At 54.8% G+C, this 22,841-nt stretch carries 23 protein-coding genes; 12 read left to right on the top strand and 11 right to left on the bottom strand.

Annotated features, from left to right (window positions below; translation table 11 throughout):
• Position 1 precedes the first annotated feature (1 nt).
• The 9 genes from AC07P6_RS29045 to AC07P6_RS29005 form a co-directional block, all read right to left on the bottom strand.
• Positions 2-253 (bottom strand): oxaloacetate decarboxylase subunit gamma, encoded by a 252-nt coding sequence (locus AC07P6_RS29045; RefSeq protein ID WP_434660779.1) that lies wholly within the window; start codon positions 251-253, stop codon positions 2-4.
• Positions 254-384: 131 nt separating this feature from the next.
• On the bottom strand, positions 385-2,982 hold the full coding sequence (acnB, locus tag AC07P6_RS29040; protein WP_478315250.1) for a bifunctional aconitate hydratase 2/2-methylisocitrate dehydratase: 2,598 nt from the start codon (positions 2,980-2,982) through the stop codon (positions 385-387).
• Positions 2,983-2,993: 11 nt separating this feature from the next.
• A complete protein-coding gene (gene citG / locus AC07P6_RS29035; protein ID WP_478315249.1) occupies positions 2,994-3,911 on the bottom strand; it encodes a triphosphoribosyl-dephospho-CoA synthase CitG in 918 nt (305 codons plus the stop codon).
• Positions 3,911-5,404 carry a citrate lyase subunit alpha gene (gene citF / locus AC07P6_RS29030; protein ID WP_478315248.1) on the bottom strand — a complete coding sequence of 498 codons (1,494 nt, stop codon included), beginning with the start codon at positions 5,402-5,404 and terminating at the stop codon, positions 3,911-3,913. The genes citG and citF overlap by 1 nt, the downstream gene beginning before the upstream one ends.
• Before the next feature lie 6 nt (positions 5,405-5,410).
• Positions 5,411-6,307, bottom strand: coding sequence for a citrate (pro-3S)-lyase subunit beta (citE, locus tag AC07P6_RS29025; RefSeq protein ID WP_112217086.1), 897 nt, complete (start codon positions 6,305-6,307; stop codon positions 5,411-5,413).
• Entirely contained in the window at positions 6,307-6,600 is a 294-nt protein-coding gene (gene citD, locus AC07P6_RS29020; protein WP_181484115.1) for a citrate lyase acyl carrier protein, read from the bottom strand. The genes citE and citD overlap by 1 nt, the downstream gene beginning before the upstream one ends.
• Positions 6,597-7,655, bottom strand: a complete 1,059-nt coding sequence (citC, locus tag AC07P6_RS29015) for a [citrate (pro-3S)-lyase] ligase (RefSeq protein ID WP_478315247.1) — start codon at positions 7,653-7,655, stop codon at positions 6,597-6,599. Before citC ends, citD begins: the two co-directional genes overlap by 4 nt.
• Before the next feature lie 22 nt (positions 7,656-7,677).
• Positions 7,678-8,979 (bottom strand): SLC13 family permease, encoded by a 1,302-nt coding sequence (locus tag AC07P6_RS29010; RefSeq protein ID WP_434660770.1) that lies wholly within the window; start codon positions 8,977-8,979, stop codon positions 7,678-7,680.
• A gap of 157 nt (positions 8,980-9,136) precedes the next feature.
• Positions 9,137-9,931, bottom strand: a complete 795-nt coding sequence (locus tag AC07P6_RS29005; RefSeq protein WP_478315246.1) for an amidohydrolase family protein — start codon at positions 9,929-9,931, stop codon at positions 9,137-9,139.
• Positions 9,932-10,076: 145 nt separating this feature from the next.
• Here AC07P6_RS29005 and AC07P6_RS29000 point away from each other — a divergent pair, with 145 nt between their 5' ends.
• Both AC07P6_RS29000 and AC07P6_RS28995 read left to right on the top strand, forming a co-directional pair.
• The gene (locus AC07P6_RS29000; RefSeq protein WP_478315245.1) at positions 10,077-10,802 is read left to right on the top strand and encodes a GntR family transcriptional regulator; all 726 of its coding nucleotides are present in this window, start codon (positions 10,077-10,079) and stop codon (positions 10,800-10,802) included.
• A 141-nt stretch (positions 10,803-10,943) separates the two neighbouring features.
• Positions 10,944-11,615, top strand: a complete 672-nt coding sequence (locus AC07P6_RS28995) for a transporter substrate-binding domain-containing protein (RefSeq protein ID WP_478315244.1) — start codon at positions 10,944-10,946, stop codon at positions 11,613-11,615.
• 87 nt (positions 11,616-11,702) lie between these two features.
• Here the strand turns inward: AC07P6_RS28995 and AC07P6_RS28990 are convergent, their stop codons facing one another.
• The gene (locus tag AC07P6_RS28990) at positions 11,703-12,515 is read right to left on the bottom strand and encodes a dienelactone hydrolase family protein (RefSeq protein ID WP_478315243.1); all 813 of its coding nucleotides are present in this window, start codon (positions 12,513-12,515) and stop codon (positions 11,703-11,705) included.
• A 270-nt stretch (positions 12,516-12,785) separates the two neighbouring features.
• Here AC07P6_RS28990 and udp point away from each other — a divergent pair, with 270 nt between their 5' ends.
• From udp to tatD, 9 genes are all read left to right on the top strand, one after another.
• Complete coding sequence (udp, locus tag AC07P6_RS28985; protein ID WP_003828923.1) at positions 12,786-13,547, top strand: uridine phosphorylase; 762 nt, start codon at positions 12,786-12,788, stop codon at positions 13,545-13,547.
• A gap of 138 nt (positions 13,548-13,685) precedes the next feature.
• The gene (gene rmuC, locus AC07P6_RS28980; protein WP_478315242.1) at positions 13,686-15,134 is read left to right on the top strand and encodes a DNA recombination protein RmuC; all 1,449 of its coding nucleotides are present in this window, start codon (positions 13,686-13,688) and stop codon (positions 15,132-15,134) included.
• 70 nt (positions 15,135-15,204) lie between these two features.
• Positions 15,205-15,960 (top strand): bifunctional demethylmenaquinone methyltransferase/2-methoxy-6-polyprenyl-1,4-benzoquinol methylase UbiE, encoded by a 756-nt coding sequence (gene ubiE, locus AC07P6_RS28975; protein WP_110277498.1) that lies wholly within the window; start codon positions 15,205-15,207, stop codon positions 15,958-15,960.
• Between the two features lie 13 nt (positions 15,961-15,973).
• Positions 15,974-16,579 (top strand): ubiquinone biosynthesis protein UbiJ, encoded by a 606-nt coding sequence (ubiJ, locus tag AC07P6_RS28970; RefSeq protein ID WP_478315241.1) that lies wholly within the window; start codon positions 15,974-15,976, stop codon positions 16,577-16,579.
• On the top strand, positions 16,576-18,216 hold the full coding sequence (gene ubiB / locus AC07P6_RS28965; RefSeq protein ID WP_478315240.1) for a ubiquinone biosynthesis regulatory protein kinase UbiB: 1,641 nt from the start codon (positions 16,576-16,578) through the stop codon (positions 18,214-18,216). The genes ubiJ and ubiB overlap by 4 nt, the downstream gene beginning before the upstream one ends.
• A gap of 77 nt (positions 18,217-18,293) precedes the next feature.
• Entirely contained in the window at positions 18,294-18,545 is a 252-nt protein-coding gene (gene tatA / locus AC07P6_RS28960) for a Sec-independent protein translocase subunit TatA (RefSeq protein WP_181484101.1), read from the top strand.
• 3 nt (positions 18,546-18,548) lie between these two features.
• Positions 18,549-19,085, top strand: coding sequence for a Sec-independent protein translocase protein TatB (tatB, locus tag AC07P6_RS28955; RefSeq protein ID WP_182235582.1), 537 nt, complete (start codon positions 18,549-18,551; stop codon positions 19,083-19,085).
• 2 nt (positions 19,086-19,087) lie between these two features.
• Positions 19,088-19,861, top strand: a complete 774-nt coding sequence (gene tatC, locus AC07P6_RS28950) for a Sec-independent protein translocase subunit TatC (protein WP_181484099.1) — start codon at positions 19,088-19,090, stop codon at positions 19,859-19,861.
• 30 nt (positions 19,862-19,891) lie between these two features.
• Complete coding sequence (tatD, locus tag AC07P6_RS28945; RefSeq protein WP_478315239.1) at positions 19,892-20,686, top strand: 3'-5' ssDNA/RNA exonuclease TatD; 795 nt, start codon at positions 19,892-19,894, stop codon at positions 20,684-20,686.
• A gap of 8 nt (positions 20,687-20,694) precedes the next feature.
• Here the strand turns inward: tatD and rfaH are convergent, their stop codons facing one another.
• The gene (rfaH, locus tag AC07P6_RS28940) at positions 20,695-21,183 is read right to left on the bottom strand and encodes a transcription/translation regulatory transformer protein RfaH (protein WP_110277484.1); all 489 of its coding nucleotides are present in this window, start codon (positions 21,181-21,183) and stop codon (positions 20,695-20,697) included.
• Positions 21,184-21,360: 177 nt separating this feature from the next.
• On the opposite strand from rfaH, the gene ubiD reads away from it, so the two are divergent.
• Positions 21,361-22,830: a 4-hydroxy-3-polyprenylbenzoate decarboxylase gene (gene ubiD / locus AC07P6_RS28935; protein ID WP_434660748.1), complete on the top strand. Its 1,470-nt coding sequence runs from the start codon at positions 21,361-21,363 to the stop codon at positions 22,828-22,830.
• Positions 22,831-22,841: the final 11 nt, after the last annotated feature.

Raw genomic sequence — 22,841 nt, 5'->3', positions numbered from 1 at the left:
ATTAAGGGTTAAGGCGGCGATGGTGGTGGATAGCGGCGGCAATCACCGGCTTTAAGCGGGCGAAGTCGTCAGCGGGCGCGGCGGCGGCAGGAGCCGCTTTGGGCGCCGGGGCCGGTTCAGGGAAGAAGCGGTTGACGGCGACGGACATGCCCTGGATGGCGAAAATCAGCAGGAACAGAAACGCCAGCACGAATCCCATGCCGAGGAACATCAGGGTGAAGCCTTCTTTTAGTAATAGTGCGTTATCAGTCATTGTATTTTCCTGGATGCGCAGCAGCGTCGCGTCAGAGGGAGAACAGTCGTTGGCATTTTGGATTTCCCTTCACCCTCGCAGGTGATGACCATTGCCCACTCTTCCGCCGGCGCTGCCGCGCAGATACAGAATTAAAGAGTTATCTGGAAAAGGGTGTTATTTGCTTTTTCCTTGTACTGACCCAGCTGATCGAAGTTCAGATAGCGGTAGGTGTCTGCCGCCGTCTTCTCTACCTGCGCAACATAGGTCTGGTACTCTTCCGGCGTCGGCAGCTTACCGATAAGCGCCGCTACTGCCGCCAGCTCAGCTGAGGCCAGGAAGACGTTCGCACCGGTACCTAAACGGTTCGGGAAGTTACGGGTAGAGGTCGAAACGACCGTCGCACCGTCCGCTACGCGCGCCTGGTTACCCATACACAGGGAACAACCCGGGATTTCAATACGCGCACCGCTCTTACCAAACACGCTGTAGTAGCCTTCTTCGGTCAGCTGCGCTGCGTCCATACGGGTTGGCGGCGCCACCCACAGGCGGGTTGGCAGCTGCCCTTTGTGGCTGTCCAGCAGCTTACCGGCAGCACGGAAGTGGCCGATGTTGGTCATGCAGGAACCGATAAACACTTCGTCGATCTTCTCGCCCTGCACATCGGACAGCAGACGCGCATCGTCCGGATCGTTAGGCGCGCACAGGATGGGCTCTTTAATATCAGCCAGATCGATGTCGATCACTGCCGCATATTCGGCATCCGCATCACCTTCCAGCAGTTCAGGTTCCGCCAGCCATTTTTCCATGCCCTGCACGCGACGTTCCAGGGTACGACGATCGCCGTAGCCTTCCGCGATCATCCACTTCAGCAGGACGATGTTTGAAGTCAGGTACTCAACGATCGGCTCTTTGTTCAGCTTGATAGTACAGCCAGCAGCAGAACGTTCGGCGGAAGCATCGGTCAGTTCAAACGCCTGCTCGACTTTCAGATCCGGCAGACCTTCGATTTCCAGGATGCGGCCGGAGAAGATGTTTTTCTTGCCTTTCTTCTCAACGGTCAGCAGGCCCTGGCGAATCGCGTACAGCGGGATCGCATGAACGAGGTCACGCAGGGTGATACCCGGCTGCATCTTGCCTTTGAAACGAACTAAAACGGATTCCGGCATATCCAGCGGCATCACGCCGGTCGCGGCAGCAAACGCCACCAGACCCGAGCCCGCCGGGAAGGAAATGCCAATCGGGAAACGGGTATGGGAGTCACCGCCGGTACCGACGGTATCCGGCAGCAGCATACGGTTCAGCCAGGAGTGGATAACGCCGTCGCCCGGACGCAGGGAGACACCGCCACGGTTCATAATGAAGTCTGGCAGCGTGTGGTGCGTGGTCACGTCAACCGGCTTCGGATACGCCGCCGTGTGGCAGAAGGACTGCATCACCAGGTCAGACGAGAAGCCCAGGCACGCCAGATCTTTCAGTTCATCACGGGTCATTGGACCGGTGGTGTCCTGAGAGCCGACGGAGGTCATCTTCGGCTCGCAGTAAGCACCCGGACGAATACCGGCCACGCCGCAGGCACGACCGACCATTTTCTGCGCCAGAGAGTAACCACGGCTACTTTCCGCAACGTCTTTCGCCTGACGGAAAACGTCGCTGTGCGGCAGACCCAGCGCCTCACGCGCTTTGGTGGTCAGGCCGCGACCGATAATCAGCGGAATACGGCCACCGGCACGCACTTCGTCAACCAGCACGTCGGTTTTCAGTTCGAAGTTAGCCAGCAGTTCGTTGGTTTCGTGGTTACGCACTTCACCTTTGAACGGATAAACGTCAATCACGTCACCCATGTTCAGTTTGTTGACGTCCACTTCAATCGGCAGCGCGCCCGCATCTTCCATGGTGTTGAAGAAGATAGGGGCAATTTTACCACCGAGGCACAGACCGCCGCCGCGCTTGTTCGGCACGTTCGGAATGTCATCGCCCATAAACCACAGCACCGAGTTGGTGGCCGATTTGCGGGAAGAACCGGTCCCCACCACGTCGCCAACGTAGGCCAGCGGAAAACCTTTCTGCTGTAACGCTTCGATCTGTTTGATCGGGCCAACAACGCCCGGCTGATCCGGGTCGATTCCTTCACGGGCGTTTTTCAGCATCGCCAGAGCGTGCAGCGGGATATCCGGGCGGGACCAGGCATCAGGGGCCGGAGACAGGTCATCAGTGTTGGTTTCGCCGGTGACTTTAAAAACGGTGACGGTGATTTTGTCAGCCAGCTGCGGGCGGTTCAGGAACCACTCGGCGTCGGCCCAGGATTGCATGACCTGCTGTGCATATTCATTGCCCGCTTTGGCTTTCTCTTCTACGTCGTAGAAGTTATCGAACATCAGCAGGGTATGGGACAGCGCTTTCGCGGCAATCGGCGCCAGCTTTGCGTCGTCCAGCGCGTCAATCAGCGGATGAATGTTGTAACCGCCCTGCATGGTGCCCAGCAGTTCGATGGCTTTTTCAGGGGTAACCAGCGGGGAAGTCGCTTCGCCTTTGGCGATGGCGGCAAGGAATCCGGCTTTAACCCAGGCGGCTTCGTCGACGCCCGGCGGTACGCGGTTAATTAACAGATCTAACAGGAATTCTTCTTCGCCAGCAGGCGGATTCTTCAGCAGCTCAACCAGGCCGGCCATTTGGGTTGCATCTAAGGGTTTTGCAACAATCCCAACGGCTGCACGCTCAGCGACGTGCTTACGGTATTCTTCCTGCACAGTGATAATCCTTATTCTTGAGTAAAATGAGATAAAAACCAGGTCAGGATGAGTAAATCAGCGCTGCCGCCTGGGCTAAGGTTGCGGGAAATACAGAGGTCATCGAGCTGCTGCAACAGAGAGAGGTTCTCGGGCGAGCGGATCCCGCCGACGTTGAGCAACTGCTGCGCCTGACGCTGTAGCCAGCGCAGTCCCTTGCTCCCGCCACGCGACGCAACACAGGTATCGTCGTTGCGCGACATAATGAGCAGCAGGGTATTGAGCAGCGCCAGCTCCTCGCTTAGCCCTTCGCGGCGCAGCTGACGATAGCGGGGTAGGGCGTGATCAATAACCAGCGGGTATCCTGCCTGTGCCTCACCGCGTGCGCCGGTTAAGCCGAGGGTGATAAACAGCCGCTGTCCGGCGGTCAGCGGCGTCCGCCCGTGAAGCTCAACCAGTTCGCGCTCGACAATACCGTGGCAAAATTCGCTCACGGTGGCGGCCAGCGCGGCGGGCGCGAGCGGTTGCCCGTTTGCTTCATGACGCCCCAGCGCCGCGCAGAACAGCCCGAGCGTAAAGATGGCGCCTTTATGGGTGTTGACGCCTCCCGTGGCGCGCAGCATTGCCGTTTCGCAATGTAAACCGATGGGCTTCAGGCGAGCCAGAACGCCATCGGTATCGAGCGCCGCGCTGGCGCTCCCCTCTTCGACAAACAGGTGTAGCTCGTTGGCGATGGCGTTAGCGCTGCACAGAAAATCAGGCAGCGCCATGTCCTGATGGGCACCGGTATTTCGCCCGTCAACCAGACCGGGTTTCGGCGTCAGCCGGGCTTCCGTCTGCATCGCCCGGCAGGCGAGCCTGGCGTAATAGTGGCTGAGGTAAGCCTGCGGCAGCTTTTCCTGATGCACGACGGGCGCGCCCCAGGATTCGAGAGGCATCGTTTGCATCATTAATCGCGGACCTGATAAACGACGTCGATCACCGAGCCGTCCCGATAGCGCACGATGGCGATGGGTTTATCGGTAAAGGCGATCGGCTGCGGTTCATCCGTCAGTTGGCGCGCGCGGTCACAGAGCCATTCCACGGTAACGGTTTTTAGTCCTGCCGCCTGGAGACGCTGTGCCAGTTCGGGCCGCGCCGGGTTGACCGCCACGCCGTGGTCGGTCACCAGCACATCTACGCTGGAGCCGGGGGTGATGCGGGTCAGCACCTTATCGACGACGGTCGGAATGCGCCCGCGAACCAGCGGAGCGACGATAATCGACAGCGCCGAGCCGACCGCCGTGTCGCAGTGCCCGCCTGATGCGCCGCGCAGCACGCCGTCCGAGCCGGTCAGCACGTTGACGTTAAAGCCGGTGTCGATTTCCAGCGCGCTCAGCACCACCACGTCCAGTTTGTTGACCGACGCGCCTTTGGAGCTGAAGTTGGCGTATTCGTTGGCGCTGATTTCAATATGATTCGGGTTACGCGCCAGCGAGCGCGTGGCGACGCTGTCAAAACCCTGTACGTCAAGCAGGCGACGGATGTAGCCCTCTTCGTGCAGACCAACGATGGTGGCGGTAATGCCGCCGAGGGCGAAATCGGCACGGATATTCTTGCGGCGCATTTTCTCGCCGAGGAAGCGCGTCACCGCCAGCGCCGCGCCGCCGGTACCGGTTTGCAGCGAGAATCCTTCGCGGAAATAACCTGAAGCCTCAATGACCTGCGCGGCATTCTGTGCAATTTGCAGCTCGCGGGGGTTGGAGGTCATGCGGGTCGCATCGGCACCAATTTTTTCCGCATCGCCAACGCACTCTACCTGTACGACCAGGTCGACCTGATCCTGCCTGATGCTGGCCGGGTGGTGCGGGTAGGGCAGGATATCTTCCGTCAGCAGTATGACTTGGTCCGCATGCTGTGCATCGACCATCGCGTAGCCCAGCGAGCCGCAGGTGGCGCTACCGGTATAGCCGTTGGCATTGCCCATATCATCGCAGGCCGGGACGCCGAGGAAGGCGACATCAATGTTCAGCTCACCGCTTTTCACCAGGTGGGCGCGACCGCCGTGGGAGTGAATTTGCACCGGATGCGCCATTAGCCCACGGGAAATCTCTTCCGCCAGCGGCCCGCGTAGCCCGGAGGTATAAATGTGGCTGACTACGCCATTGCGGATGTGGCCGACTAGCGGCGCGTGGCAGGCGCTCAGAGAGCTGGAGGCCAGGGTCAGGTTTTTAAAGCCCATTGCCGCCAGCTGGTCCATCACCAGGTTCAGCGTCAAGTCACCGCCGCGAAAGGCGTGATGGAAGGAGATAGTCATGCCGTCGCGCAGCCCGCTGCGGCGCACGGCCTCTTCCAGCGAGGCGCAGGTTTTAGCCCGGCGCTGCTGGCGCTGGGTCCGTTTGTCGGTATCGGCAAATGGCGTCAGTTCGCCGATGATCTGGGATAAGTCTTGAGTGTGGTTCATGGCGGTTTACTCCTCACGGACGCCGGAAAGTTCAGCACGGGACAGCACCAGGTGGGCGCGAGCGATAATCGGACTGTCGATCATCTTGCCGTTGAGAGAGACGACGCCCAGGCCTTCGCGTTCAGCGGCTTCTGCCGCTTCAACCACACGCCGTGCGTGATCGACATCTTTTTGCGTCGGAGCGTAGAGGTTATGCAGCAGGGTAATTTGCCGCGGGTTGACCAGCGATTTGCCGTCAAAGCCGAGCTGTTTGATATGCGCGGCTTCGTGCAGGAAGCCCTCTTCGTTGTTGGCGTCGCTGTAGACCGTATCAAATGCCTGAATGCCCGCCGCGCGCGCCGCTTGCAGGATGGTGCAGCGGGCAAACAGCAGCTCGATACCGTCAGCAGAGCGTTCGGTACGGATATCGCGCACGTAATCTTCCGCCCCCAGCGCGATGCCGATTAAGCGCGGAGAAGCCAGAGCGATGGCCGGAGCCTGCAGAATGCCTTTTGCCGATTCAATCGCCGCCAGCATCCCGGTGCTGCCGGGCTTGCGTCCGCATTCCTGTTCGATGCGGGCAATCTCTTTTTCCATCGCAATAACATCATCTGCGGTGTCGGTTTTCGGCAGACGGACGATATCGACCCCGGCGCGCACCACGGCCTCCAGGTCATCGATACCCCACTGCGAATCCAGGGCGTTAACGCGAACAATGGTCTCGATATCGCGGTACAACGGGTGCTGCAACGCGTGGTAAACCAGGCGGCGGGCAGCGTCTTTCTCACGCACGGCAACGGCGTCTTCAAGATCAAACATCAGCGCGTCGGCTGGGTAAATAAAGGCGTTGCTCAGCATGGCGGCGTTAGCGCCGGGGACGAACAACATGCTGCGGCGCAGGCGATTTTTACGTTCTGGCGTCATTATTTTTCCCCCCAACACAGCGTCAGCGCGCCCGCGCGCATCAGGGCAGTTTCCAGCCGTGCGCGCAGCACGCAGTCCAGCGCGCCTTTGTCATCAACGATCACGGCGACGCCGCGGATTGCGTGTTGTTGCAGTACCGCAGCCAGGGTGGCGCGAATGGCATCGCCAAACTGCTTCTGAACCGAGCTGGATATTTCAATTTCCGGCGGTTGCTCCGGGGTCAATGGTTCGATGCGAATCATCACATCGCTGGACTCCAGAGTCCCGGCAACGGCGGGGACTATCTGTTTCATAATGCTCCTGTGGGGGTCTTGGTCGTGTTCGCCTGGGCAGTGTTCTGCTGGCGTTTCAGATAACGTAGGGTGGCGTCAGGTACCAGAGGGGCGACCTCAGCTAAACGATTTTGCTGTAGCAGGCGGCGAACCCGGGATGCGGAAACGGGCGTGCCTTGCCATTGCAGCCGCGAAATCTCAACGAGCTCGACCGGCGCGAAGGGGAGCTCTGGCGTGCTTAACCAATGGCGCATGTCCTGGTTATAGCGCGCGGTGATTGGGCAGAAAGGTTCGTTCCCGACGATGCGGTGCGTGATACCCAATACCGGGGCGATATATTGGCGAAAAAGTGTGATATCGATTTGCGTGTAGCAGCGTTCAACCAGCGCCTGCTCTTTCAGGAAGTAGGCCGGAAAAGTGGCGCGCGAAATCATATATTGCGAGCCGGGATGCACCGTCAGTTTCGCGATACCCTGCGTCGCGTCACGCACCAGCGCGAGGCGGTCGGCGAACGGAAACTGGGCGGCATCTTCGTTGACCAGAAACAGATGTAGCCAGTCAAAATGCGTCGCGGCATAGCGAATAAGATGCAGATGCCCGTTGGTAAATGGATTGGCGTTCATCACGATGGCGGCAATACGCTTGCCGGGCTTACGCCATTGCGCCAGTTGTTGTAAATAACGTGTCAGGTGCGAGCCGCTATTTTCCATTAACACCATGCAGTCAGGAATAGAAACCAACGTGGTGAAACCGCAATGGCGAAATAGATGCTCGTTATGGCTGCGGGTATAAACGAATAATGCGCTGTTGCCGCCTTCTATGGCGATATTAATCAGTTCGGTGACCAGTTTAAGCAATACGCCCTGGCCGCGGAGCTGCGGGGAAATAGCGACGCATTTAATGATTTCGCCATCTACCCCGCCGCAGGCGACGATATTCCCCTGTTGGCGAAGTACCACGAAATCGGCAACATGAGGGTCGATATCCAGATTATTAGCCTGAAGAAAATGAGCCACTTCGGCTATTTTGGCAGCGTTCTTGCTGTTCACTCTGCTCATTATCGTGGTGGCGTCCATTATCAACCCTCTTTTGCCTTAATTAAAAAAACATCATCATGATGGCGACGCTGATAAGCGCGAAAATGACGCACATCGGTACCGCTTTAAATAAAAGCGTGGGAAACAGTTCATTACGCTCCTTGTCCTCTGAGCATGAACCCAGCAGCAAACTGCCGCCGGAAGAGAACGGTGATATTGCCGTTGCCTGCGCGCCAATAACCGTGGCAGTAAACAGCACCATGGCGTTAATACCGGTGGAGGCCGCAATTGACGGAATAATCGGGAACAGGGCCGGACAGACGACGCCGAGGGTACTGCTGAAGAAAGACATCATGCCGCCGATAATTGCCAACGCGAAGGGAACAACGGTCGCAGGCAGGCTTGAACCTACCCAGCTCGCCAGCATATCGATGGTCCCGGCTTTGATGGCGATCTGAATCAGCATCCCGACGCCGCAGATCATGATCAGCGTATTCCATGGCACCAGGGCAATGGCTTTTTTCTCATCGCCAAGCTTGAGGAACAGAGAGATCACGGCAAACACAATCGAGACCAGGCCGACATCCACTCTGGCATTGATAAATTTGATGTTTGCGGAATCAGGCATGATGAGATGCATCACCGGGAACGCCAGAACCACCACCAGCATGGCAAAGATAAGCAGCAGGTTTAGCTTCTGTTTGCTATCGAACGCGTCCGGCTTTTCAACCTGTAATGAGCCGGTAATGCCTTGATTTCCGCGGTTGGTCAAGAAGATTAATAGTAAAATAACGACTATCGGTAAGAGGAAGGAAACCAGGAAAATAGATGACGCGTAAACAAAGGAGTTTGCGCTGTAGCCTGCGGTATCGATAAGCCCACGGAATACGACGCCGCTGGCGCTGGTCATAAAATTCGCCCCGCCCAGGGCGCCATAGTTGACGGCGACGGCGGCGACCAGCTTATTCATCCCCGTTTTACGGCACAGCAGCAGCGTCAACGGTGCGAAGAAAGCGAGAACGGTGAAGAAACCCGCCCCCAGGCTGGCGACAAAAGTAGCGGCAAAGTAAATGACCAATGGCAAAAATTTAGGAAAGTGGCGGCATAAGTAGAGCAAATGCATGGCCAGCTTTTCTAAGGTACCGTTAATTAACGCGAAGTTATAAAAAAGTGAAACGGCAAAAATAACAAAGAAAATACTGATCGGCCATGTTTTGATAACTTCCCCGGCCTTCATATCCAGCAGGAAACAACCTATAAGGTACGCGAATACAATTGCGAATAAACCGGTGTTTATTTTTGTGCGGTAACCTAACGCAATAGAGATCACAATAGAGAGTATTACTATCATGCTGATGTTCATGATAAGTCCTTTTACCGTGTTATCGGAAATGGGGCAGCAACCGAAAATAACGGCTTTGATATCGGTTTTTATTCATATATTTTGTGAATGGGAGTTCAACCCTTACCAAAATATATATTATTGTAATGATATATGCTGTGTTGTTTTGGGTTAATACTCAACCATTAATAAGTTCTATAACGCTTTGGCAAAAAATATTATCGCGTTGAGTATTTGTTAATTCCCAGTTATATATTTCATCTATTGCTTTCGTATAGGTCATACTGTCTTCGTAGCGCGTATGCGGCCAATCACTACCCCACATTAATCGTTCAGGACCAAAGTGTTTTAATAGTAGTGGAACTAGCATCTTCGTATTATCTGTCGGCTTTTTATCACTACCATTTCGATAGCTGGCAGAGATTTTTATCCATATTTTACCGGTTTCTGCATGATTGAGAAGATAAATGAAACCTGGATCTTTCTCTTTTTCAGCAGGCAGACCAAAGTGGTCGATTACAATTTTTACATCAGCGGCGAGCAGTACGCCAAGTAGAGGGACTAAATCCGCCACTGGGCGATGAAGTTCAATATGCCAGCCAAGCGCTTTTATATTACGCAGATGCTGCTGCCAGACCGATGTTGTTAAGTCTGGAAGATCCTGACCAATAAGATTCAAACGTACGCCGATAATGCCCTGCTGTTTAAGCGCTTCCATGGTATCAAATGGCGTATCAGGGTCGATAACCGCAACGCCGTAAAAACGGTCCGGCGACTGGCGAATTGCGTCCAGCATATAGCTATTATCGGTACCCAGAAAACTGGGCTGGATCAGAATCGCTTTATCGATATGGTGCTTATCCAGTTGCGCAAGGTATTGCGCTGGTGCTGCATCGTACTCCGGTACATAGCGGCAATGCTCTGCCAGCGGTAAACCGGTGGTAAAAACATGAGCATGAGTATCAAAATGCATCTAAATTTTATCCTTTTTCAGTGAGATAACGATAAAATGGCTGTTGCTGGCTCTGTAGAGAGCCTGAATGTCCACCTTTGAGTTGCATAGTTGACTATACAACTTTGAGTTGACTATACAACCTGGCAAATAGAGATACTTCTACATGGCTCACGTTTTACCGATCTATGTGCAGATCCAGGAACAACTTCGCAACGGCATTAAGCGGGGGGATTATCCACCTGGTCATAAGCTGCCGTCCGAGAATGAACTGGCCCAACAATTTTCCACCACCCGCGCCACCGTGGTTCATGCGATGCACGGCTTACTAAGCGAAGGGCTTATTGAGCGCGTGCGCGGCAAGGGAACGTTCGTCAAGACTGCGCCGATTGTGACGCGCGTCAGAAAGCAAGAACTTGGCTTTTTCGAGAAAGATTTGCAGGAAAGTAATCTTTCTATTCAGTACCAGGTTTTCTTCTTTGGCGAAGTCCCGTCAACACCTGCTTTACTGGCAAATTTACGGCTTAATGCCGGTGCGAAAATATACCGTCTGGTTCGTTTACGCCTTATCGACGGGAAGCCGCTGGCGGTCGAAATTCGCTATCTTGATGCCGAAATAGCGGCCAATATTGCCGTCGCCTCGCTGGAAACGCTGGCGTTACAGACGCTATTTGAGCAACAGCTGGGCATTATTATTCATACCATTCATAACCAGGTTCGCGTCGCGCTGCCGGGGCAAGAAGTGGCAAAATTTCTGGATATTAAACGCAGCCGACCGGTGATGGTGCGTCAACATACTTGCCTGGCAGGCGATGACAAACTGATCCTGTGGGGCGAAACCTGGTATCGTGAAGAATATGAATTCCAGTACAGCACCTATCGGGATAAATAGAGATTAAACAACCACCTCTGTTATCTGACATGTAGGGCAGGGTGCCATAATTAAGTTATTAAAAGTGGATTTGAAAAATCACTTCAGCGGCTTTCTGCGCATAGCTATCAAGACGATCGAATTGCCGATAAGGAACGAGCCATGCCATCATCAGCTTTACGTTTTGCAATTAATTTAGGCAATGCTTTGCTGGCAGAGCAGTCAGCCGACGGTGAGCTGAGTGGGTTGACGGTCGATCTGGCGCGAAAAATTGCGCACTCTTGCCAGCAGCCGGAGCTGCTGAAACCTTACCCCGCAGCAAAACACATCGTTGACGATGCTTCAAATAATCAATGGGATATTGCTTTTCTGGCGGTGGATCCGGCACGTGAAAATGAGCTGAGTTTTACCTCACCCTATCTCACTATCGACTGTACCGTTCTGGTGCGTCGCGATAGCGAGGTCCATTCGGTTCATGAGATGGACCGTGAAGGTGTGACGATTAACGTCGGAAGGGGTTCTGCCTATTCATTGCCATTGATCCGCACCTTAAAACATGCCCGACTTTGCGAATATCCCACCACTCAGCAGGCGCTCAGCGCTTTCCTTGCCGGTGAGGGGGATATGGTGGCGAATATTCGTCAGCTGCTGGAAGCCGCTGCCCTGGGGCAAGATAGCGTTCGTGTGCTACCTGATAGCTATAGCCAGATTCAGCAGGCAATCTGCGTGCCGCGCGCGGCCCCGCACTATTATGAAAAAATGGAAACCTTGGTGAGACGGTGGCAGCAGGATGGGACGCTGGCGGCGCTGATCGTCCGCCATATTTATGCTTAATCCCTTCATTGATGTATCAGGCCCGGTATATTTTCCCGGAGGCGGCGCTTGACGCGCCTGTCCGGGCTACCAGTCCGCAGACGGTGGTTAACCTCGCTTCCCGCCATATTGCGCAAACCATGCCAGCATTCGCTGCCAGCCGTCCTTCGCCGACTCTTCATGATAGCTGGCGCGATAGTCGGCGTTAAAGGCGTGGTCGGCCTGCGGATAAACCACGATTTCTGCCGTAGCGTTGGCGGCCCGCAGCGCCTGACGCATGGTTTCAATCGTATCCTGCGGGATGCTGTCATCTTTCGCGCCGTAAAGCCCTAAAACCGGGGCGTTCAGATCAACGGCAATGTCCACCGGATGTTTCGGTGAGTTTAATGTTTTCTCACCGACCAGCTTGCCGTACCAGGCAACGGCGGCTTTTAGCTGCGGGTTATGTGCGGCGTACAGCCAGGTGATGCGACCGCCCCAGCAGAAACCGGTAATAAGCAGACGATGGGCATCGCCACCGTGGCGGGAAGCCCAGCTGGCGACGTGATCGAGGTCAGCCAGTACCTGAGAATCCGGCACCTTTTTGACCAACCCCTGAAATAAAGAAGGAATATCGTTGTAATCATTGGGATCGCCCTGGCGGAAGTACAGCTCTGGTGCGATAGCCAGATACCCTTCCTGCGCCAGACGACGACAAATATCGCGGATATGTTCATGCACGCCGAAAATTTCCTGTACAACGATGACGACCGGTAGCGGACCGTCGACGTTGCTCGGACGGGCATGGAAGGCTGGCATGTTATCCCCCTGAGAAGGGATTGATGTCTCCCCGGAGATGATATTTTCATCTGACGTGTGAACAGCAGTTGAGGCATGCGGCGTGGCTGCAGGTGCAAAGCCGGGTTGCTTAGTTGTGGTCATGGTATTCTCCGTACCCTTATTAATGTATTAGCGCATCGATAACTATAGACGTTTTAGACCGGACGTTAACAAACCACAGTGCCCGAAACAGGCTATCTTTTGTTCAGTACTCTCCAGATTAACTTATTAATGTGATTTGTATCACCATTCAATGGCAATCTATTGCAATGAACTTCATTCATAGTGATTGGTGTCACAAAATAGTCTCAGCAGCTTCTGTAAAGTACCGTTTTGCTTCTGCTGATAATTCGACCCACAGAGGAGTTTTTTATGTCTAAGTCTGATGTTTTTCATCTCGGCCTCACCAAGAACGATTTACAAGGGGCTACGCTGGCTATCGTCCCTGGCGATCCGGAGCGTGTGGAAAAGATCGCCGCGCTGATGGATAAGCCGGTCAAACTGGCATCTCATCGCGAATTCACTACCTGGCGTGCTGAACTGGATGGTAAAGCAGTGATTGTCTGCTCTACCGGTATCGGCGGCCCATCTACCTCTATTGCCGTGGAAGAACTGGCCCAATTGGGTATCCGTACCTTCCTGCGCATTGGCACCACCGGCGCTATTCAGCCGCACATTAATGTGGGCGACGTTCTGGTGACCACCGCTTCCGTTCGTCTCGACGGTGCAAGCCTGCACTTCGCGCCAATGGAATTCCCGGCGGTAGCCGATTTCGAATGTACTACCGCGCTGGTTGAAGCGGCGAAATCCATTGGTGCGACCACGCATGTCGGCGTCACTGCCTCTTCCGACACCTTCTATCCGGGCCAGGAGCGTTACGACACCTTCTCTGGCCGCGTGGTGAGCCGCTTTAAAGGTTCGATGGAAGAGTGGCAGTCGATGGGCGTGATGAACTATGAAATGGAATCCGCCACTCTGCTGACCATGTGCGCCAGCCAGGGTCTGCGTGCCGGGATGGTTGCCGGGGTTATCGTCAACCGTACCCAGCAGGAAATTCCAAACGCGGAAACCATGAAGCAAACCGAAAGCCATGCGGTGAAAATCGTCGTGGAAGCAGCGCGCCGCCTGCTGTAGTTCTTATCCTTTCTGTAAAAGGCCGGGCTCTCCGGCCTTTCTTTTTTGCGTTGCTCCTCGCAGGAAAAACCTTTCCAACTGGACGTTTGTACAGCACAATTCTATTTTGTGCCGTAAGTGGTTGCCGCAGGGGGCGTTGTGGATATCTCGATTATTATTAGTGCCGTTGTGGCGCTGGCCGCTGGGCTGATTGTGGGCTGGCTGGCGACCAAAGCGCGCGCCGACCAAATCCGAGCCGACCTCATCGAAGAGCGTCGCGAGCTGGATATTGAGCTGAGCGCCGCCCGCCAACAACTGGTGCAGGAGTCCCACTGGCGCAAAGAGTGCGAGCTGCTCAATAACGAATTGCGCAGCCTGCGCGATATCAATACGTCGCTGGAGGCCGATCTCCGTGAAGTGACCACCCGCCTTGAATCCACGCAAATGCATGCGGAAGATAAAATTCGCCAGATGGTCAACAGCGAGCAGCGCCTTAGCGAGCAGTTCGAGAATCTGGCAAACCGAATATTCGAACACAGCAACCGACGGGTGGATGAGCAGAATCGCCAGAGTCTGCACGGGCTGCTGACCCCGTTACGTGAGCAACTGGATGGTTTCCGCCGCCAGGTTCAGGATAGCTTCGGTCAGGAGGCGCGGGAGCGTCATACCTTGGCTCATGAAATCCGCAACCTTCAGCAGCTTAATGCGCAAATGGCGCAGGAAGCGCTAAACCTGACGCGCGCGCTGAAGGGTGATAACAAAACTCAGGGCAACTGGGGGGAAGTGGTATTGACCCGCGTGCTGGAGGCTTCCGGGCTGCGGGAGGGTCACGAATATCAAACGCAGGTGAGTATCGAAACCGACAACCGTTCACGGATGCAGCCGGATGTGATCGTGCGTCTTCCGCAGGGCAAAGACGTGGTTATTGATGCCAAGATGACTCTGGTCGCCTATGAACGCTACTTTAATGCCGATGATGATTACACCCGCGAAACGGCGTTACAGGAGCATATTGCTTCCGTACGCAATCATATGCGTCTGCTGGGGCGTAAGGACTATCAACAGCTGCCGGGGCTACGTTCACTTGACTACGTCCTGATGTTTATCCCCGTTGAACCCGCCTTCCTGCTGGCGATTGACCGTCAGCCGGAGCTGATTAGCGAAGCGCTGAAGAACAACATTATGTTGGTTAGCCCGACTACGCTGCTGGTCGCACTGCGTACCATCGCCAACCTGTGGCGCTATGAGCATCAGAGCCGTAACGCGCAGAAAATTGCCGAAAGAGCGGGGCGCCTGTATGACAAAATGCGCCTGTTTGTCGACGACATGTCCGCTATCGGCCAGAGCCTGGATAAAGCACAGGATAACTATCGTCAGGCGATGAAAAAGCTCGCTTCCGGGCGTGGCAATTTGCTCGTTCAGGCAGAATCGTTCCGTGGCCTGGGCGTGGAAGTCAAACGTGGGATTAACCCTGACTTAGTCGAACAAGCAACCGCGCAGGATGATGAATACCGTCTTGAGGACGAAGACAACCCACGGGAAGATAACGATTTTTCATCAGATTCCGCAGCTGCTGCAGTGTACGATGGTCGCTCTCAGCCGCGTTGAAGCGTATGGGAAGCGCGCTAAACCTGTTACACTCGACGAACATTTTCTTGATAAGCAAGCAGGCATTGAGATGGTTGAGGATTCACAAGAAACGACGCATTTTGGCTTTCAGACTGTCGCCAAAGAACAGAAAGCTGACATGGTGGCGCATGTATTTCATTCTGTAGCTGCAAAATATGATGTGATGAACGATTTGATGTCGTTCGGTATTCATCGTTTGTGGAAGCGTTTCACCATCGATTGCAGCGGCGTCCGTCGTGGGCAGACCGTGTTGGATCTGGCCGGCGGTACCGGCGACCTGACGGCGAAATTCTCCCGTCTGGTGGGCGAAACCGGCCGCGTGATGCTGGCGGATATTAATGATTCTATGCTGAAGATGGGCCGCGAAAAGCTGCGTAATATCGGCATTATCGGTAACGTGGAATATGTCCAGGCTAACGCCGAAGCGCTACCTTTTGCAGATAACACCTTTGACTGCATCACCATCTCTTTCGGCCTGCGTAATGTCACCGATAAAGAAAAAGCGCTGCGCTCTATGTATCGCGTGCTCAAACCGGGCGGTCGCCTGCTGGTACTGGAGTTCTCGAAGCCAATAATGGAGCCGCTGAGCAAAGCCTACGATGCCTATTCCTTCCATATCCTGCCGCGCGTGGGCGAGCTGGTTGCGAAAGATGCCGAAAGCTATCGATATCTTGCTGAATCTATTCGAATGCACCCCGATCAGGACACTCTGAAAGGCATGATGCAGGACGCAGGTTTCGAAAGCGTCGATTACTACAACCTGACGGCCGGTATCGTTGCGCTGCACCGTGGTTATAAGTTCTGACAGGAGGGACGCTATGCCTTTCAAATCACTGGTTTCCGCCGGTATTGAGACGGTCCTGAATACTTTCCTCTGGCGCGACCAGGCGCTTAAACCCGCCCGGCAGCGGCTGCTGGGGAAAGTGCTGCGCGTCGAGTTGCAAGAACTTTCCGCACCCGTGGTGCTGGTTTTTAGCGAGCGTCAGGTAGACGTGCTGGGCGCATGGGAAGGTGAAGCCGATTGTACCGTGATTACTCGTCTAAGCGTGCTCCCGCAATTACGTAACCGCCAGCAGCTGACGGCGCTGATTCGCAGCGGCGATCTCGAAGTGCAGGGGGATTTGCAGGTGGTGCAAAATACCGTCACCCTGTGCGATCTGGCTGAATTCGACCCGGCTGAACTATTGGCCCCGTATACTGGCGATATCGTTGCGGAAGGCTTCAGTAAAGTATTACGCGGCGGCACTCGCTTTCTTTTACAGGGCACTCAGCGCCAGCAGCGTTATGTCGCGGAGGCGATCACCGAAGAGTGGCGTCTGGCACCGGGACCGCTGGAGCTGGCCTGGTTTGTTGAGGAAACCGCTGCTGTGGAACGAGCCCTGGCCGCGCTGGAAAAACGGCTGGAAACGCTGGAGGGCAAATGACGCCAGGAGAACTACGGCGCCTGTATTTCATCATCCGCACCTTTTTGAGCTACGGGCTTGATGAGCTCATTCCCAAAATGCGCATCACGCTGCCACTGCGAATCTGGCGACGTATGCTGTTCTGGATGCCAAACCGCCACAAAGAAAAACCTCTCGGCGAGCGCTTGCGTCTGGCGTTGCAGGAGCTGGGACCGGTGTGGATTAAGTTTGGTCAGATGCTCTCAACTCGTCGTGACCTGTTTCCGCCGCAAATCGCCGATCAGCTTGCTATGTTGCAGGATCGCGTCGCGCCGTTTGACGGCCTGCAGGCCAAAAAGCAAATTGAGCAAGCGATGGGCGGCCTGCCGGTGGAGGCCTGGTTTGACGATTTCTCCATCGAGCCGCTGGCTTCTGCCTCTATCGCCCAGGTACACACTGCGCGCCTGAAAGAGAATGGCAAAGAGGTGGTCATCAAGGTGATCCGCCCGGATATTGTGCCGGTTATCAAAGCGGATATGAAACTCATCTATCGCCTCGCGCGCTGGGTACCGCGTCTGCTGCCGGACGGTCGTCGTCTGCGCCCACAGGAAGTGGTTCGCGAATACGAGAAAACGCTGCTGGATGAACTCAACCTGCTGCGTGAATCGGCCAACGCCATTCAATTGCGCCGCAACTTTGAAGACAGCCCAATGCTCTATGTCCCTGAGGTTTATTCAGACTACTGCAGCGAAGGCATGATGGTGATGGAGCGGATTTACGGCATCCCGGTTTCCGATGTCGTTGCTCTGGAAGCGCAAAATACCAACATGAAGCTGCTGGCCGAGCGTGGCGTGCAGGTCTTTTTCACTCAGGTCTTCCGCGACAGCTTCTTCCATGCCGATATGCATCCGGGCAATATTTTTGTCAGCTATGAACACCCGGAGGACCCGCAGTACATCGGTATCGACTGCGGTATTGTCGGCTCGCTGAACAAAGAAGATAAGCGCTACCTGGCGGAAAACTTCATCGCCTTCTTTAACCGTGATTATCGCAAAGTTGCGGAGCTGCACGTTGATTCCGGCTGGGTACCTGCGGATACCAACGTTGAAGAGTTCGAGTTTGCCATCCGTACAGTCTGCGAGCCTATTTTTGAAAAGCCGCTGGCGGAAATCTCCTTTGGCCATGTGCTGCTGAACCTGTTTAACACCGCGCGACGCTTCAATATGGAAGTGCAGCCGCAGCTGGTTCTGCTACAGAAGACATTACTTTACGTAGAAGGTGTAGGTCGCCAGCTCTATCCTCAGTTAGACTTGTGGAAAACGGCGAAACCGTTCCTTGAGTCGTGGATTAAGGATCAGGTTGGCATTCCAGCGCTGGTGCGCGCGTTTAAAGAAAAAGCGCCGTTCTGGATTGAGAGAATGCCGGAAATACCTGAGCTGGTGTACCAAAGCTTGCAACAAAGCAAGCAGTTGCAGAATAGCGTCGATACCATCGTGCGTGACATCCAGGTGCGGCACGTACGCCAGGGGCAGTCTCGTTACTTGTTTGGTATAGGTGCGGTTTTACTGCTGAGTGGTACGCTGCTATTCGTCCACCGTCCGGAATGGGGCATGATGCCCGGCTGGCTGATGGCCGCTGGCGTCGTAACCTGGCTTATCGGCTGGCGAAAGACGAACTGACGGCAGTCGCCTTTATCACTGCGCATAATATGTATAATGCGTCCTATTAATTCATCATCTGTCATAGGGGAATGTGTATGGGTGGTATCAGTATTTGGCAGTTACTCATTGTTGTCGTCATCGTGGTTCTGCTTTTCGGGACAAAAAAGCTGAGCTCGCTCGGTTCGGATTTAGGCGCGTCGATCAAAGGCTTTAAAAAGGCCATGAGCGACGAAGATAAACCGGAGAAATCCGCGCCTGATGCCGATTTTGCGGCGAAAACCCTCGCTGAAAAACCGGATGAAGCAAAGAAAGACGAGACCAAACGCCACGACAAAGAGCAGGTGTAATTCGTGTTCGATATCGGTTTTAGTGAACTACTGCTGGTGTTCGTAATTGGCCTCATCGTTTTGGGGCCACAGCGACTGCCTGTCGCGGTAAAAACGGTAGTCAGTTGGATCCGCACGCTGCGGTCTCTGGCGGCTACCGTGCAAAATGAAATAACCCAGGAATTAAAGCTGCAGGAGTTCCAGGAAAGCCTGAAGAAAGTGGAAAAGGCCAGCCTGGATAATCTGACCCCTGAGCTAAAGGCATCGATGGACGAACTGCGCGAAGCGGCTGAATCCATGAAGCGCTCCTATACCGCCAACGATCCTGAAAAAGCCAGCGACGAAGCCAACACGATTCATAACCCGGTAGTGCAGGGTAGTGAAGAGCAGCGCAAAGACATCACGCCAGCGACGGCTGAACATCAGGCCAGCGCGCCAGAGCATGCCCCAGAAAGCGTTGCTGAAGAACCCCTTGTTTCGCAGGTAGAACTTCCGTCTGCGAAAGAGAAAGTCGCCGTGACAGCTTCCGATTCCTCTCCCGCATCGAGTGATAAACAGTAAACATGGGCGTAGACGATACACAACCGCTAATTACGCATCTGATTGAGCTGCGTAAACGCTTGATCAACAGCATTCTCGCGATTCTGGTGATTTTCCTGGCGTTGGTTTATTTCGCCAACGATATCTATCAACTGGTTTCTGCGCCGCTTATTCGGCAGATGCCGGTTGGCGCAACGATGATCGCCACGGACGTGGCCTCGCCTTTCTTTACGCCGATCAAGCTGACCTTTATGGTGTCGATCATTTTGTCGGTGCCGGTCATTTTGTACCAGGTCTGGGCCTTTGTGGCGCCTGCGCTGTATAAGCATGAACGTCGGTTGGTGATGCCGCTGCTGGTCTCCAGCACGCTGCTGTTTTACATCGGTATGGCCTTTGCTTACTTCGTTGTGTTCCCGCTGGCGTTTGGTTTCCTGACGCACGCAGCGCCGGAAGGGGTGCAGGTTTCAACCGATATTCGCAGCTATCTCGATTTTGTCATGGCGTTATTTATCGCTTTTGGCGTCTCGTTCGAAGTGCCGGTGGCCATCGTGCTGCTGTGCTGGATGGGGGTAACAACCCCGGACGATCTGCGTAAGAAAAGGCCTTACGTGCTGGTGGGCGCATTCGTCGTTGGGATGTTGCTGACACCGCCGGATGTATTCTCGCAAACGCTATTGGCGATCCCGATGTACTGTCTATTCGAAGTCGGGGTTTTCTTCGCCCGGTTCTATACAGGCAAGCGCATGACGCGTGATGAAGATGCCGCCGCCGAAGAGGCGCAGGGCAAAGAAGAATAAATACCAGCCGCCCGCAAGGGCGGTTGTCATATGGGAGTAGTGATGTTTGATATCGGTGTAAATCTGACCAGCCCGCAGTTTTCTCGCGATCGCGATGAGGTTGTTTCCCGTGCGCAGGCGGCAGGAGTCACCGGCATGCTGCTGACGGGAACGAACCTGCATGAAAGCGCTCAGGCGCAGCAGATGGCACGCCGCTACTCTGGCTGCTGGTCAACCGCCGGGGTTCATCCACACGACAGTAGCACCTGGACGGAATCCGTCGCGGCGGCAGTCTTTGCGTTGGCCCGCGAGCAGGAAGTCGTCGCGATTGGTGAATGCGGACTGGATTTTAACCGTAACTTTTCGACGCCGCAGGAGCAGGAAGCGGCGTTTAGCGCTCAACTGGCTCTGGCGGCGGAGCTGTCGATGCCGGTGTTTTTGCACTGCCGCGATGCGCACGAGCGCTTCCTGGCCCTGCTGACGCCCTGGCTCGATAAATTACCGGGGGCAGTGGTGCATTGTTTTACCGGTACGCGCGAAGAGATGCGTGAATGTGTGGATAGAGGTTTATCCATTGGTATCACCGGCTGGGTGTGCGATGAGCGTCGAGGGATGGAGCTGCGAGAGTTGCTGGTTGATATTCCGATCGACCGTCTGCTGGTTGAGACCGATGCGCCTTATCTACTGCCGCGCGATATGCGCCCGAAACCCTCTTCCCGCCGTAATGAACCTGCTTATTTGCCGCATATTTTGGCGAGTATCGCAGGGTGGCGTGGGGAAGACGCGAAGTGGCTGGAAGAAGTCACCGATGCTAACGTCAGAAGACTCTTTGGCGTGCGCTTTTAAGCGCGTCGTCAGATTTTATAAAAGTCCGTATTTTTGACGCTCTGCAATACCTGCTTGTTAAGTAGATTTAGCAGCAGCATAGAACGGGCTTCGCCATCCGGTTCGGTAAAGATTGCCTGTAGACCTTCAAAGGCACCGTCAGTGATTAGTACGTTGTCGCCTTCATGGGGCGTTTCCGGATCGGTAATGCCTTCCGGCTTGTAGATGGAGAGCTGATGAATGACGGCGGATGGCACGATAGCGGGCAGTGCGCCAAAACGCACAAAGCTGTTCACACCGCGAGTCGCGTTGATGGTGGTGGTATGAATAATTTCTGGATCAAACTCGATAAACAGATAGTTTGGGAACAGGGGTTCGCTGACCGTCGTGCGTTTACCGCGGACAATTTTTTCCAGTTCGATCGTTGGCATCAGGCAATTGACGGCCTGCCGTTCGAGATGTTCCTGGGCGCGTTCAAGTTGCCCACGTTTGCAATAAAGTAAATACCAGGCTTGCATAATGACTCTTTCCACAGCTACTGGTAGCAAGCATAACAAAAGCCCGATGCGATCGCGAAATCATTGCGGATGAAAACGAAATTTCAGCGTTCTTTCACGCTAATTTAACAAAAATACAGCATCGCCCTGATGAACGCCGTATAATCAGCCGCCTGTATAGAGGTCAATAACAACTCCATGAAATACCACGATCTACGCGATTTTCTGACATTACTGGAGCAGCAGGGGGAATTGAAACGGATCTCCCTGCCGGTCGATCCTCACCTGGAAATTACCGAAATTGCCGATCGCACTTTGCGTGCTGGCGGCCCAGCCCTGCTGTTTGAAAACCCGAAAGGCTACTCCATGCCCGTGTTGTGCAACCTGTTCGGCACGCCGAAACGCGTTGCGTTGGGGATGGGTCAGGAGGACGTCAGCTCGCTACGGGAAGTGGGTAAACTTCTGGCTTTCCTGAAAGAGCCGGAACCGCCAAAAGGCTTTCGCGATCTGTTCGATAAGCTGCCGCAGTTCAAACAGGTACTGAACATGCCGACTAAGCGCCTGCGCGGCGCGCCATGTCAGCAGAAAATTATCCAGGGCGATGATGTAGACCTGACCCGAATCCCGATCATGACCTGCTGGCCGGAAGATGCCGCACCGCTTATTACCTGGGGGCTCACGGTCACTCGTGGTCCGCATAAAGAGCGGCAAAATCTGGGCATCTATCGCCAGCAGCTGATTGGCAAGAACAAGCTGATTATGCGCTGGCTGTCCCATCGCGGCGGCGCGTTGGATTTCCAGGAGTGGTGCGCAGCGCATCCTGGCGAACGTTTCCCGGTCTCCGTGGCGCTGGGTGCCGATCCGGCGACCATTCTCGGTGCGGTGACGCCCGTTCCGGATACCCTTTCTGAGTATGCGTTTGCGGGCCTGCTACGGGGAACAAAAACTGAAGTCGTGAAGTGCGTTTCTAACGACCTGGAAGTGCCGGCCAGCGCGGAGATCGTGCTGGAAGGTTATATCGAATCCGGGGAACTGGCTCCCGAAGGGCCGTATGGCGATCACACTGGCTACTACAATGAAGTGGATAGCTTCCCGGTGTTTACCGTCACACATATCACCCAGCGGGAAGATGCGATTTATCACTCCACCTACACCGGACGCCCGCCGGATGAACCAGCAGTATTGGGCGTCGCGCTGAACGAAGTCTTCGTGCCGATTCTGCAAAAGCAGTTTCCTGAAATTGTCGATTTTTACCTGCCGCCGGAAGGGTGTTCCTATCGCCTGGCGGTGGTCACCATGAAGAAACAGTACGCTGGTCACGCTAAGCGCGTGATGATGGGCGTCTGGTCGTTCCTGCGGCAGTTCATGTACACCAAGTTCGTGATTGTCTGCGATGACGATGTTAACGCGCGCGACTGGAATGACGTGATTTGGGCGATTACTACCCGTATGGACCCGGCGCGTGATACGGTATTGGTAGAAAACACGCCAATTGATTACCTGGACTTTGCCTCACCGGTTTCCGGTTTGGGTTCAAAAATGGGGCTGGATGCCACAAATAAATGGCCTGGTGAGACCCAGCGCGAGTGGGGTCGTCCCATTAAGAAAGATCCCGAGGTGACGGCACGTATTGACGCCATCTGGGATGAACTGGCCATCTTCAAATAACAGTAAGCGGG

This window comes from Klebsiella sp. GFKo11 (genome assembly GCF_056490265.1).
This window is presented reverse-complemented; position numbering and strand designations above follow the sequence as displayed.

Coding starts and splice junctions, on each gene's coding strand:
- tatC (WP_181484099.1), top strand. CDS start 19,088: ATGGGCGTAGACGATACACAACCGCTAATTACGCATCTGATTGAGCTG.
- citG (WP_478315249.1), bottom strand. CDS start 3,911: ATGATGCAAACGATGCCTCTCGAATCCTGGGGCGCGCCCGTCGTGCAT.
- ubiB (WP_478315240.1), top strand. CDS start 16,576: ATGACGCCAGGAGAACTACGGCGCCTGTATTTCATCATCCGCACCTTT.
- AC07P6_RS29000 (WP_478315245.1), top strand. CDS start 10,077: ATGGCTCACGTTTTACCGATCTATGTGCAGATCCAGGAACAACTTCGC.
- ubiD (WP_434660748.1), top strand. CDS start 21,361: ATGAAATACCACGATCTACGCGATTTTCTGACATTACTGGAGCAGCAG.
- AC07P6_RS29010 (WP_434660770.1), bottom strand. CDS start 8,979: ATGAACATCAGCATGATAGTAATACTCTCTATTGTGATCTCTATTGCG.
- tatA (WP_181484101.1), top strand. CDS start 18,294: ATGGGTGGTATCAGTATTTGGCAGTTACTCATTGTTGTCGTCATCGTG.
- AC07P6_RS28995 (WP_478315244.1), top strand. CDS start 10,944: ATGCCATCATCAGCTTTACGTTTTGCAATTAATTTAGGCAATGCTTTG.
- citC (WP_478315247.1), bottom strand. CDS start 7,655: ATGGACGCCACCACGATAATGAGCAGAGTGAACAGCAAGAACGCTGCC.
- ubiJ (WP_478315241.1), top strand. CDS start 15,974: ATGCCTTTCAAATCACTGGTTTCCGCCGGTATTGAGACGGTCCTGAAT.
- citF (WP_478315248.1), bottom strand. CDS start 5,404: ATGAACCACACTCAAGACTTATCCCAGATCATCGGCGAACTGACGCCA.
- AC07P6_RS29045 (WP_434660779.1), bottom strand. CDS start 253: ATGACTGATAACGCACTATTACTAAAAGAAGGCTTCACCCTGATGTTC.
- citE (WP_112217086.1), bottom strand. CDS start 6,307: ATGACGCCAGAACGTAAAAATCGCCTGCGCCGCAGCATGTTGTTCGTC.
- AC07P6_RS29005 (WP_478315246.1), bottom strand. CDS start 9,931: ATGCATTTTGATACTCATGCTCATGTTTTTACCACCGGTTTACCGCTG.
- udp (WP_003828923.1), top strand. CDS start 12,786: ATGTCTAAGTCTGATGTTTTTCATCTCGGCCTCACCAAGAACGATTTA.
- rfaH (WP_110277484.1), bottom strand. CDS start 21,183: ATGCAAGCCTGGTATTTACTTTATTGCAAACGTGGGCAACTTGAACGC.
- citD (WP_181484115.1), bottom strand. CDS start 6,600: ATGAAACAGATAGTCCCCGCCGTTGCCGGGACTCTGGAGTCCAGCGAT.
- tatD (WP_478315239.1), top strand. CDS start 19,892: ATGGGAGTAGTGATGTTTGATATCGGTGTAAATCTGACCAGCCCGCAG.
- ubiE (WP_110277498.1), top strand. CDS start 15,205: ATGGTTGAGGATTCACAAGAAACGACGCATTTTGGCTTTCAGACTGTC.
- AC07P6_RS28990 (WP_478315243.1), bottom strand. CDS start 12,515: ATGACCACAACTAAGCAACCCGGCTTTGCACCTGCAGCCACGCCGCAT.